Source organism: Streptomyces sp. TRM49041 (assembly GCF_008271805.1).
Taxonomy (GTDB): Bacteria; Actinomycetota; Actinomycetes; order Streptomycetales; family Streptomycetaceae; genus Streptomyces.
In genome coordinates this window covers 56912-69231 of record NZ_VSRY01000147.1, presented here as the reverse complement: position 1 = coordinate 69231, position 12320 = coordinate 56912, and the positions used below count along the sequence as shown (strand labels likewise).

At 72.4% G+C, this 12320-nt stretch carries 10 protein-coding genes and 1 pseudogene; 9 read left to right on the top strand and 2 right to left on the bottom strand.

All coding sequences use genetic code 11. From position 1 onward, the window contains the following. The first annotated feature begins 48 nt into the window (after positions 1-48). Both FVS66_RS21270 and FVS66_RS21265 read left to right on the top strand, forming a co-directional pair. Entirely contained in the window at positions 49-414 is a 366-nt protein-coding gene (locus FVS66_RS21270; RefSeq protein WP_149182783.1) for a hypothetical protein, read from the top strand. Between the two features lie 4 nt (positions 415-418). Continuing rightward, a complete protein-coding gene (locus FVS66_RS21265; protein WP_149182782.1) occupies positions 419-1324 on the top strand; it encodes a hypothetical protein in 906 nt (301 codons plus the stop codon). A gap of 416 nt (positions 1325-1740) precedes the next feature. On the opposite strand, the gene FVS66_RS21260 is transcribed toward FVS66_RS21265, so the two are convergent. Next, positions 1741-3186 (bottom strand): glyceraldehyde-3-phosphate dehydrogenase, encoded by a 1446-nt coding sequence (locus FVS66_RS21260; RefSeq protein ID WP_149182781.1) that lies wholly within the window; start codon positions 3184-3186, stop codon positions 1741-1743. 122 nt (positions 3187-3308) lie between these two features. Then, positions 3309-4547, bottom strand: a complete 1239-nt coding sequence (locus tag FVS66_RS21255; RefSeq protein WP_149182780.1) for an MFS transporter — start codon at positions 4545-4547, stop codon at positions 3309-3311. A 617-nt stretch (positions 4548-5164) separates the two neighbouring features. Here FVS66_RS21255 and FVS66_RS21250 point away from each other — a divergent pair. From FVS66_RS21250 to FVS66_RS21220, 7 genes and pseudogenes are all read left to right on the top strand, one after another. Continuing rightward, a complete protein-coding gene (locus FVS66_RS21250) occupies positions 5165-6574 on the top strand; it encodes a serine hydrolase domain-containing protein (protein WP_149182779.1) in 1410 nt (469 codons plus the stop codon). Between the two features lie 162 nt (positions 6575-6736). Then, complete coding sequence (locus FVS66_RS21245; RefSeq protein WP_149182778.1) at positions 6737-7918, top strand: polysaccharide pyruvyl transferase family protein; 1182 nt, start codon at positions 6737-6739, stop codon at positions 7916-7918. Positions 7919-7961: 43 nt separating this feature from the next. Then, on the top strand, positions 7962-9410 hold the full coding sequence (locus tag FVS66_RS21240; RefSeq protein ID WP_149182777.1) for an FAD-dependent oxidoreductase: 1449 nt from the start codon (positions 7962-7964) through the stop codon (positions 9408-9410). A 193-nt stretch (positions 9411-9603) separates the two neighbouring features. After that, positions 9604-9738: pseudogene (locus FVS66_RS36905) on the top strand (carbohydrate binding domain-containing protein); the annotation flags it as partial. A gap of 429 nt (positions 9739-10167) precedes the next feature. Continuing rightward, the gene (locus tag FVS66_RS21230) at positions 10168-10560 is read left to right on the top strand and encodes a hypothetical protein (RefSeq protein WP_149182776.1); all 393 of its coding nucleotides are present in this window, start codon (positions 10168-10170) and stop codon (positions 10558-10560) included. 135 nt (positions 10561-10695) lie between these two features. Then, entirely contained in the window at positions 10696-11532 is an 837-nt protein-coding gene (locus tag FVS66_RS21225; protein WP_262387121.1) for a hypothetical protein, read from the top strand. Continuing rightward, positions 11529-12242, top strand: a complete 714-nt coding sequence (locus FVS66_RS21220; protein ID WP_262387120.1) for a class F sortase — start codon at positions 11529-11531, stop codon at positions 12240-12242. The genes FVS66_RS21225 and FVS66_RS21220 overlap by 4 nt, the downstream gene beginning before the upstream one ends. The last annotated feature ends 78 nt before the right edge of the window (positions 12243-12320 follow it).

Here is a 12320-nt window from a genome sequence, read left to right as displayed (position 1 = left end):
AACCGCGGGCACTTGGAAGCCGAGTCGGCCCTGGCCAAGGAGGTATCGATGAACGACCGTGAGAGGCGTGCCGCGCTCTGCTCGGCACTGCCCTGGCTGATGGAGGACCTGGAGCAGGACGGACGGCTCGCGGAACTCGACACCGCCGTGCGCGCCGTCCTCGCCGACACCCCTGTGCTGGAGGCCACCGCGGGGCTGGACATTCCGCCGCATGTGCTGGGCGAGCCTGGCCCCGTGCGTGGGGAGGAACCCGGCGACATGGTCCCGGGCACGCGGCGCCGCTCGGCGGGGGAGTCGTATCGCTGCCCTGACGGGTGGTGCAGCCTGAACGCGGTCCGCGCGCCGGGCGGGCAACTTCCGTCCGGGGGCCGCTGCTGGCTGCGTGACCGGCCGCTGCGTGTAGTCGAGGCGTGAGCCGGTGGCCCCGCTCCTCGACAGCCTCGGCCAGAAGCTGGCCGAGAAGTGGCTGTCCGCCCTCGCCGCTCCCGGTCTTGCCTTCGTCGCGGCCGTGACCACCGGCGCGGTGCTCGGTCAGGGCGCCGCACTGGACCGGTCCCTTCTGTTCGAGCGGGTAGGGCACTGGGCCGCGGAGGCGGCGCGGTGGCCCGCTGTGGGCCAGCTCGCGCTCGCCGGGGCCGTGATCATCGCCTCCGTCGCCGTCGGCACCTTCGTACGGACATGTGCGGAGGGCGCCGAGCGTGTCTGGACGGGGGACTGGCCCTCCAAGGCGCGCCGACTGGCGGATCGGCTGACCGCACGACGGCTCAGGCGCTGGGAACAGATCCAGTCCAGGATCGACGAACACCGCCGTGCGGCCCCGGCGCACCAGCGCGGCGAGCAGGTGAGGAACGAGCTCGACGAACTCGCCGCCCGCCGCGACGGGATCGCGCTCGCCGGTCCCCGCAGGCCCACCTTCACCGGGGACCGCATGGCGGCGACGGAAACGCGGCTGCGCCACCAGTACGGCATCGACCTCGCCTCGTGCTGGACGCGTCTGTGGCTGGTGCTCCCCGACGACGTCAGAACGGAACTCCGTGCGTCGCGTGCCCGGTTCGGCGCCGCGGTGGCCGGATCGGTGTGGGCCGGCTGCTACGCGGTCCTCGGCTGCTTCTGGTGGCCCGCGGCGCTGGTCGCCCTCGTGGTGGGGCTCGTGGCATGGCGCCGTGGCCGACAGGCCGGCACTGTGCACGCCGAGCTGGTCGAGTCCACCGTGGACATCTACCTCAGGAGGCTGGCGGACGAGCTCGGCCTCGACACCCCCGACGGCCCGCCGGACCTCCGGGTGGGGGCCGCTGTGAACCGCGTCGCCCGCAAGTCCGCGTGATGCGGCCGGGAGCGGCTCGCCCCGGTGGCGTCGGGTGAAGCCGCTCCAGCGGACGACTGACCGTGCCCCCCGGTGAACCGGACGGGCCCGAGGGCGCGCCGCCCCCGGTTCTCCGGGCTGATGCGGCACCGCTGGAAGGCGGGGAGACATGGGTCGTGCCGTGCGGCCACAGCGCAGGGCCGTTGCCACGGGCGCGCCGGCGGCGGCCACCGCGGCCGTTCTCACGGGCTGTTCGTCGAAGACGGCCGGGGCGGACACGGCGAAGCCGGCACGCCGACGCCGTCGACGCGACGATCCGCCTCCACACCGGCCGCACCGCCGCCGACCCGCGGTCCGACCGGTGCCCCTGACGGACCGGCCGGCCCATCCGGACGAACCGGATGGGCCGGCCAGGGTGTTGTCCCGGTCCGCCCGGATCAGACCGCCGGGGCCGGGTAGGTCGGGTACTCCACGCCGGAGACGTGCTGGACGACGCGGACGACCTGGCAGGAGTAGCCGAACTCGTTGTCGTACCACAGGTACAGGATCGCGCTGTCGCCGTCGACCTTGGTGGCGCCGGCGTCGACGATCGACGCGTGGCGCGAGCCGATGAAGTCACTCGAGACCGCGTCGGGGGCGGTGGTGAAGTCGATCTGGCGCTTGAGCGGCGAGGTCAGCGAGACGTTGCGGAGATAGTCGAGGACCTCCTCGCGGGTGGTCTCGCGGCCGAGCCGCAGGCTCAGGATCGCGATCGAGACGTCCGGCACCGGGACGCGGATCGAGCTGCCGGTGATCGGGGCCTTGAGCTCCGGCAGCGCCTTGGCGACGGCGGAGGCGGCACCGGTCTCGGTGATGACCATGTTGAGCGGCGCCGAGCGGCCTCGACGGTCGGCCTTGTGGTAATTGTCCAGCAGATTCTGGTCGTTGGTGAACGAGTGGACGGTCTCCACGTGGCCCCGCAGAACGCCGTACTCTTCCGCCATCGCCTTCAGCGGCGGGACGATCGCGTTGGTGGTGCAGGAGGCGCAGGACAGGATCTGGTCGTCCGGCTTGATCGTGTCGTGGTTGACGCCGTGCACGATGTTGGGGACGTCACCCTTGCCGGGCGCGGTCAGGACGACCTTCTCGACGCCGGGGCGCAGGTGCTTCGACAGACCTTCGCGGTCGCGCCACTTGCCGGTGTTGTCGATGAGGATGGCGTTCTTGATGCCGTACGCCGTGTAGTCGACCTCCGAGGGGTCGTTGGCGTAGATCACCTTGATCTCGTTGCCGTTGGCGAGGATCGTGCTGTTCGCCTCGTCGACGGTGATCGTGCCCTGGAACTGGCCGTGGATGGAGTCACGGCGCAGCAGGGAGGCCCGCTTCACGATGTCCTGGTCGCCGCCCCGGCGGACGACGATGGCACGCAGCCGCAGGCCGTTGCCGGAGCCGGTCTTCTCGATGAGGAGGCGGGCGACGAGGCGGCCGATGCGGCCGAATCCGTAGAGGACGACGTCGCGCGGCTCACGGCGCTCGATCCTGCCGGAGCCCGTGGCGCCGGCGACGGCCTCGGCGGTGAACTCCTCGACCGGGAGACCGCGGTCGTCGGTCTTGTACGTCGCGGCGAGCATGCCGATGTCGATCTGGGAGGGACCGAGATCGAGCGTCGTGAGAGCCTGCAGGAACGGCAGCGTCTCGGTGACCGAGAGCTCCTCACCGGCTATCTGCCGGGCGAACCGGTGGGTCTTGAGAATGCTGACGACCGACTTGTTCACCAGGGAGCGGCTGTGCAGCAGGATCGTTACGTCCCGCTCCCGGTGCAGCTTCCCGATGATCGGGATCATCGACTCCGCGATCTCCTCGCGGGTCTTCCAGTTGGTGAACGAGTCCTCGTTGACAGTCACAGGCTTATCTTTCGAGCTAGGCGGTGCTCAGATGCTAACCCCCCTCTACTTTGATCATGTAATCGGGTCATCGGAGGGGTGAGTTGCAAGAGTTTGGACTGATTTGCTCCCTGTCGGGCCGTTCAGCGCGCCGGGGCCGCGGCCACCCGACGGGAGACCGCGCGGCGCCCGCCCGTACAGGTGAACGCGAGCGCCGCTGCCGCCACCACACCCAGCATGACCAGTCCGATCGCGTACGAGCCCCACGCGCCGTACAGCGAGCCCATGACCAGCGGCGGCAGGAACCCGCCCAGCCCGCCGGCGGCACCGACGACGCCGGTGACCGAGCCGATCCTGTTCGCCGGAGCCAGCAGGGCCACCAGGGCGAAGACCGCGCCGCTGCCCGCGCCGAGCGCGGCGGCCATCGCCAGGAAGGCGATCGTGCCGACCGGCATCAGGGACGGGGTCGACGACTGCAGGAAGGCACCGGCGACCACCACGGCCAGGGAGCCGGCCAGCACGCGCACCGGCCCGAGCCGGTCCGAGAGCCACCCGCCGACCGGGCGCATCGCCACCGCCAGCAGTACGAAGCCGGCCATCCGATTCGCCGCGTCCGCCTGGGAGAGCCCGTACCCGGTCTTCAGATAGGTCGGCAGATAGACCGAGAAGGCCACATAGCCGCCGAAGGCCACGGCGTACAGGGCGGACGCCTCCCACGTGACGCCCAGCCGGAGGGTGGAGGCCAACCGGCGGGCCAGCGGCTCGGTCGGCGGGGTGCGCCCGGGCGCGTCGCGCAGCAGCAGCGCGGCCACCACCGTGTACGCGGCCAGGACGGCGGCGGTGATCAGGAACGGGGTGGCCATGCCGTAGGCGTCCACGAACTGGACGGTGGTGAGCGCGCTGATCGCGGTGCCGCCCATGCCGGCGCCGAAGACTCCGATGGCCATGCCGCGCCGTTCGGGCGGGAACCAGGCGCTGACGAGGGGCACGCCGATGGCGAAGGAGGTGCCGGCGACACCGAGGAAGAAGCCGCCGACGAGCAGGGCCGCGAGCGAGGAGTGCCCGGCGAGCCCGAGGTACAGGACCGGGACCGCGGTGGTCGCCGAGACGAGCGGGAACATCACCCTCCCTCCGAACCGGTCCGTCAGCGCCCCGACCGGGATCCGGCCCAGGGAGCCGACCACCACCGGCACCGCCACCAGCAGCGACTGTTCGAACGAGGACAGCCCGAGAGAGTCCTTGAAGCGCGGACCGAGCGGGCTCAGCAGGGCCCATGCCCAGAAGTTGACGGCGAAGCCCAGCGTGGCCAGGGCCAGCATCAGCCACGCCCGGCCGGGCACCGCCGCCGGTCCCTCGTCCCGACCTCTCGATGCTCGCAGCATCCGTTTGCTCCTTCTGCTCACGCCGGTCCTGTGCGCCGGACCGGGAACGACGTATGGCCCCGTGCCACCCGGCCCGGTTGGACGGGACAGTGGAGTGCCGGGAGAGGCGGACAGGAAGCCTTCGCCCTGGACGGGCGGAGGAGCACACCGATGCGGTAGGGGCGCATCGCCCTCCCTGTCGCCGTGGGGAACAGCATCGTCGGACGGCGCAGCCATCGCCCGGGCCGGACAGCCCCGCGCCGCCTGCCGCTGGTCCCGGGCCACGCGCGAAGACCGGGACCGTTCGCCCCACCCGAGGCGGGCGCTTCGGACCCGCTCGCACTTCGGGAGAGCGGCTCGGCGTCCGGTCTCCCGGACAACGGCGAGGACACGGCCCCCGCGGAAGCCTGCGGCCGGTGGTCGCGCCGCCCGCCACCGGACGGGACCTGACGCGATGACAATTGCCGGGCCCGCGACCGTCTCCGCGCCGCCGCGACACCGACCACGCCGCACCTGACAGATGTCACGGCCCCGCCGTGCACAAGATCCTCCTCAGAAAGGACAATTGGACCCCTGCGGCGCCCTGAGGATGGGGCCAGGGCACACCCCGTGCCCGCACCGACCTTCCGGGAGCGCCCATGGACATCGCCCAGCGTCCCGCCCGCCGCCGCGGGCGCCACCTCGTCGCCGTCGCGTCGAGCGCCGCCTTACTGTCACTGGCCGCCGTCACGCCGCCCGCGTACGCCTTGCCCGCCGCGCCGACCACGGGCCTCACCGCCGCGGCGTCCACCACCGACCAAAGCCACGGCCAGGGCCAGGGCCGTGGCCGGGGCCAGACCCAGAGCCCCGGCGCCGGCCTCGGTCTCGACCGCGAGGCGCTGCGCCAATCGCTCGACGCCGTCCACAAGGCCGGTATGTACGGCGCCTACTCGGCTGTTCGTGACGGCTCGTCACAGTGGCGCGGCGCCGCCGGACACGCGGACGTGGACACGGAGCGCCCCGTGCGGCCCGGCTTCCAGCACCGGGTCGGCAGCATCACCAAGACCTTCACCGCCGTCGCCGTCCTCCAGCAGGTCCACCAGGGCAGGATCGACCTCGACGCCCCGGTCGGCCGCTACCTCCCCGAGCTGATACCGGGGGAGCGGGGACGCGCCATCACCGTACGGATGCTGCTCAACCACACCAGCGGCCTCGGCGACCACATCGTCCCGGCGTTCCCCGGACTGCTGGAGGACCCCGGGAAGGCCCTCGACGCCAACCGCTTCCGGCGCTTCACCCCCGAGGAGCTGGTGCGCCTCGGACTCGCGGCACCCGCCGCGGCGCCGCGCGGCACGTACGGGTACTCGAACACCAACTACGTCATCGCCGGTCTGCTGCTCCGCGAGGTCACGGGCCAGGAGCCCGAGGCATACATCACCCGCCATGTCATCCGCAAGGCCGGGCTGCGGCACACGTATTTCCCGCGCACGCCCTTCATCACCGGGCCGCACGCGAAGATGTACGAGTCGATGTACGGGGCGATCGAGCCCGCCCGCGACTACAGCGTCTACGACATGTCCTGGGCCGGCCCGGCCGGGTCGCTGGTGTCCACCATGGAGGACCTCAACTCCTTCTACCGCCGGCTGCTCAGCGGCAGGCTCCTCGGCCCTGCCGAGCTGCGCGCCATGAAGACCACCGTCCCCACGCTCGAATCCGCGCCGGGCCAGGAGGGCACCATGCGCTACGGCCTCGGCCTGTACACCCTGAAGATGTCCGACGGCCGCTGGTACTGGGGCCACGACGGCGGGGTCTTCGGCGCCGGGACCTGGGCGCTGTCCACCGAGGACGGCCGCCGGCAGGTCGCGATCGGCTTCAACCTGATGAAGTACCAGCGCTTCGACGAAGACGGCAACGTCAAGGCCCACCCGATCGACGAGGCGATGCTCCGCCATGTCGAGGGTGCCCTCGCCGGTCCGCGGCGGGCGGCCGGCGCCTCGGCCCCGGCCCCGGCGGCGCGGACGGAGACGATGCCACAGCCCTTCACCGGCCCCGAGCACCTCCGGCGCTGAACCGACGACGGCTACGGTGAGTGACGGTCAGCGTCACTCACCCCATCAACCGCACCTGGTGTTTGTCTTTCCTCGCCGAGGGCATCCGGGAAGGGCGCCGAGCGAGTACCGGGCTGCCTCGGCGAGCTGTGCAGGACGGCCCCGGCGCGGTAGGAGGCGTGGATGACCGGTGCTGCCCCGCAGCGCGGGCTGCGGATCGGCGTGCTCGGCTCGTACGGTGGTTTCAACATCGGAGACGAGTCGATCCTGACGTGTGTGCTGGGCCGTCTGCGCGCCTGGCGTGCGGACGCCTGGCTCGTCGTCTTCAGCAGGAACGCCGAGCACACGAGGATCCACCACCCCTGCGCCGACGAGGTAGTGGCCTGGGAAGGCGCCAGCCAGAGCCGGCTGACAGACGCCGTGTCGCGGCTTGACCTGCTCATTCTGGGCGGTGGCGGGTTCCTGTACGACGGTGAGGCGCGTCGCTATCTGCGGCTGGTGCACGCGGCGCACGTCCTGGGAGTCCGCACCTTCGCCTACGCCATCGGCGCGGGGCCCCTGCGCGAGACCGACGACCGCCAGGCCGTACGCACAGTGATCACGGAGATGGACGAGGTGGTGGTGCGGGACGAGGAGTCCGAGCTCGTCCTGGAGGAGGTCGGCGTCGACCGTGAGATCACGGTGACCGCGGACCCGGCGCTGCTGCTGCCCCGGGAGGACTTCACCGACCAGATGCTGCTCCACGAGGGCATCCCGGGCGACGCCCGGCTGGTCGGCCTCTCGGTCCGCGAACCGGGCAGGGCGGCCGAACACCTGGACGTGGCCGACTATCACGCGCTGCTCGCGGAGGTCGCCGACTTCCTCGTCCGCCGCTTCGACACATATGTGGTCTTCATGCCGATGGAGAGCCAGGACATCCGGCACGCCCACGCGGTCCTGTCGCACATGACCGCGGCGGACCGGGGACGCATCCTCAACGGCACCTACCGCCCCGGGCAGATTCTGGGGTTCATGGGCCGGCTGAGCCTGGCCGTCGGAATGCGGCTCCACTTCCTGATCTTCGCGGCGCTCTCCGGTGTGCCGTTCCTGCCCCTGCCCTACGCGGGGAAGGTGTTCGACTTCGCCCGCCGGGTGGGCGCTCCGGCGCTGGTCGGGGTGGCCAGGGAGCAGGCGGGGCTGCTGCTGGCGGAGGTCGACCGGCTGTGGGACGAGTATCCCCAGCGGCGGGACGCGATGTGCTCGCACGTCGGCGCGCTGCGCGAACGGTCCGAAGAGACATGGGAGCGCTGCCGGGCCGTGCTGGAGGACATCGAGCTGCGGCGGCCCGCCTCCGCCTCCGCCCCCGTCTCGCTGCCGACGGGCTGACCGTCGCCACCGTCCTACGACCGCGGACGCGCCAGGAGAGCCGATGCCGATCCTCAGGCCACCCACCGAGCACCGCACCGTCACCCTGCCGCCCAGGTCGGCGCAGCTCGGCGGCAGCACCGACGTGCTGGTCGTCGGCGGCGGGCCCGCCGGGCTCGGCGCGGCGATCGCCGCCGCGGACGCCGGGGCCGACGTGATCCTCGTCGAGCGCTACGGGTTCCTCGGCGGCAACGCGACAGCGGCGCTCGTCATGCCGCTGATGTCGTTCCACAACGAGATGAAGCAGGCCGTGGGCGGCGACGACAGCCGTCTGCTGCCCACCGACCACGGCGAGGGCGAGCCCGTGGTCGCGGGCGTGCTGTGGCGGATGCTGGACCGGCTCACCGAGCAGGGCGGCTGCGTCCCGCCCTCCGTCGAGACCGGCTACACCGTTCCGTTCGACCCGGAGAGCTTCAAGCTGGTCGCTCTCGACATGCTGGAAGAGGCCGGGGTACGGATGCTGTTCCACGCCTTCGCGTCGTCGGCCCTCCCGCTCGACGACGGCAAGCGCGTGGTCTTCGAGACCAAGTCGGGCCCGGTGGTGATCGACGCCAGGACAGTCGTGGACTGCACCGGCGACGGCGACATCGCGGCCGCCTCCGGAGCGCCGTACGAGATCGGCCGGCCCGAGGACGGGCTCGTCCAGCCGATGACGCTCATGTTCCGGGTCGTGAACTTCCTCCGGCCCGGCTTCAACGACTACGTCCGGGAACACCCCGACCAGTGGCGTGGCGTCCACGGCTTGTGGGACCTCATCAGCGAGGCGACGGCGGCCGGTGAGCTGGACCTGCCGCGTGAGGACATCCTGTTCTTCGCCACCCCGCACCCCGGCGAACTGAGCGTGAACAGCACCCGTGTCACCAGAGCGCTGGGCACCAGCGTGTGGGAGCTGAGCCGCGCCGAGTTCGTCGCGCGCCGGCAGATGCGGCAGATCGACGAGTTCCTGCGCACCCGCGTTCCAGGCTTCGAGGAGCACTACGTCGTTCAGAGCGGCGTCCAGGTCGGTGTACGGGAGACCCGCCGCATCCTCGGCGACTACAAGCTGACCGGACACGACATCCTCGCCGCGCGGCCCTTCCCGGACGCCGTCGCCCACGGCGCCTACCCGATCGACATCCACAACCCGCAGGGCACCGGCACGATCCTGAAGCGCGTGCCGCGCGGGGCGGTGTACGACATTCCGCTGCGCTGCCTGCTGCCCCGCGACACGGACCATCTGCTGGTCGCGGGCCGCTGCATCTCCGGGACGCACGTCGCCCACTCGTCGTACCGGGTCATGCCCATCTCGATGGCGACCGGCCAGGCCGCGGGTGTCTGCGCGGCCCTGGCCGTGCGCCTCGCGTGCCCGCCGCGCGACGTCCACCACACACGCGTCCAGCAGGAGCTGTTCCGCCAGGGCGCCCGTCTGCGCGACGGCCTCGCCGAGACGTCCGCCGCCGTGTCCGACGTATAGCGCAGGGGTGCCGGCCGGCGCTGCGGGCGCGGCACCCCGGAGGCTGTGAGTGGCGGTCAGTCTGCCCGGTATGCGTCCGGCCGGCCCGGCCACCGCGGCCGACGGGTCACTTCTGCTGGACGCTGCCCTGCCCGGCCGCCGGCCCTGACGGCGACCGTGAGGGCCTTGAGCGCCGACGTCGAGCCGGTCGCTGCCCGCCCACGACTGGAGCCGCCACAAGGGCATCCGGTTCTGGTGGTACGGGCAGAAGGAGGCGCCCCTGCCGCCGGGTTCGGGCAGGCGCGTCCACTTCGAGATCCAGGACGGCGGGGCGAGCGGCGGCGCGTCCGGGCAGGGGCGTCCGGGCGGGCCTCGATCGCGAGGGTGGGCCGGTCGTCGGCGTCGCTGCCCCAGGTGAAGATGCCGTCGGCGGGCGGGGCGGCGAAGGGCACCTCGCCCTCGAACCGGTCCATCAGAACGGGTGCCGGCCCGTCGGAGGCGGCCGCGCCGGGCAGCGGACCGGCGAGAAGGCGTTCAAGTGGTGGGAGCCGGCGCCGTCAAGGCGTCTCACATGAGCAACTCGCTTCTCGGCCACGTCGCTTGTCGGCTCCTGAGTGGTTCGCGCGCGGCTCCGGTCGGCATCGCCGCGTTCGACCTATCGACGCGCGCTGCGGGCAGCGGCCTGTTCTGAACATGTCTCCCCCGCCATGCGTACTAGCGGCTACCCGCGCCCGGCCAGGTGCGGAGACACCACTCTGCGTCAATGACAGGAGCGGACATGACCGATCGCGAAGAACCCATGGTGCGAGGACTCCCCGACGGCGGTGCGGAACTCGCCGTCGTGCTGACCCTGCGCTGGGACGACGTGGCCGCTCTCGGCCGGGAGGCGAGCCGGCTGGCCGAGCAGCGCGGCGCGCCCGTGACCCTCGACGAGGCGGCCAGCCATCGGCTCCGTACCTGGTCGTCCGTGGCGAACGGCCCCGAGGCGCGCGGCAGGACCACGCACTCCGCTCCGGCGGTGGCCCCGATGGGCGCCCCCGCCCAGGATCGGGCCCGCCCCCACGCGGCTCCCCTCGGCGAGACGGCTCCTGTCACCCCCCTCTCGCCGCACCCCGCGCAGCGGGCCCAGGTCCAGGCGCCGGCGGTGGCCGGTGGTACCGGGTCGGCCTGACCCGGACCACCCGCCACCGGCGCGCACGGCTGGGCCGGCGCCTCAGCCCGCGCCCACGGCACGGAAACGCAGTGAACCGATCTGTACGAACTGCGGCCGCCCGCCCCGGGAGGCCGCCGGAAGGGAACAACGATCGTGATAGCCCAGCGCACCACGCGCCTCGTCGCACTCCTCGCTCTGCCCGCGGCCCTCACCCTCGTGGCGGCGACCGCCACCCCCGCAGCCGCCGAGCGCACCGCCTACCAGATCGACCTCGACCCGCTGAACGACTCCGGCGGTAACGGCACGGTGATGCTCAGCCTCGACGGCACCCGGCTGACCGTGAAGATCGAGTCCGAAGGTCTCGTCCCCGGCCAGCCGCACGCCCAGCACATCCACGGCTCCACCGACGGACACGACTTCCGCTGCCCGGACGCGAGCGCGGACAAGGACGGCGACGGGATCGTCACCACCAGCGAGGGCCTGCCGGTCTACGGCGAGATCAACATCTCGCTCACCACCGAGGGCGACACATCGCCGGACAGCGGCCTCGCCGTCGACCGCATGCCGGTCGCGGACGCGGAGGGCAAGGTCTCCTACGAGCGGACCATCACCGTCTCCCAGGACGTCGCCGAACACATCAAGGACCTCCACGTCGTCCAGCACGGCATCGACCGGAACGGCAACGACGAGTACGACTTCGGCGCCGGCAAGAGCGACCTCGACCCGAAGCTGCCGCAGGAGGCCACCGCTCCGGCCGTGTGCGGCCTGGTGGAGGGCGCGGCGGTCGGTTCCGTCCCCGTCGGCGGCGTCGAGACGGGTGGCGGCTCGGCCGGGGGCGACGTCGTCCCGGGGCTCGCCGTCGGCGCCGGCGGCCTCGCCTTCGTGGCGGTGGCCGGCGCGCTCGCCGTGGGACGCGGACGCTGGGCCCGGAGCACGGCACCGCTGCCCGCCGGCGGCGTCGGAGAGCCGAGCGACCGGAGCGTCGCGTGATCGGTCGGCAGAAGTACAGGTACGGCAGGGCGCGCGCCGCCTGCGTGCTGGCGGTGGTGCTGCTGGCCGCCGGGTGTTCGGGCGGGGCGGAGTCGGCACCGCCGACGGTGCCCGCGGCGCAGCAGCCGGCCCAGGGCGGCGGCGACGCACAGGGCGCACAGGGCGCGCGGGAGACGCAGGGGCAGGCAACGGGGCAGGACGCCCCCGCCCCGCCCGGCGAGGACTCCGGCCGGAAGCCCGCACGGGCGCCCGAGCTGCCGAAGTCCCCTCCGCGGAGCATCTCCATCCCGTCGATCCAGGTGTCCTCCACCCTGGAGGAACTGGGGCAGCAGAAGGACGGGACCATGGAGACGCCCCGCGACCCCGACAAGGCCGGGTGGTACGTCCCGGGGCCGCTGCCCGGAGCCGAGGGGCCGGCCGTCATCGCCGGCCATGTCAGCTGGGACGGCAAGCCCTCGGTGTTCCACCGTCTCTCCTCGCTGAAGCCCGGCGACAAGATCGAAGTCGCCCGGGAGGACGGCAAGACGGCGGAGTTCACCGTCGAACGCATCGGCCAGTACGCCAAGAACCGCTTTCCCACCGTCGAGGTCTACAAGAACATCGACCACGCCGGACTGCGGCTGATCACCTGCGGCGGCGAGTACGACGCGTCGGAGCGCTACTACTCGGACAACGTGGTGGTGTTCGCCGGCCTCACCGGCAGCCGGTAGGTCTCACCCTCCGCAAGCCGTCGCACGCCGTCGACCACCGTCGGAGGCCGGCGTCCCGCACGGGACGCCGGCCTCGTC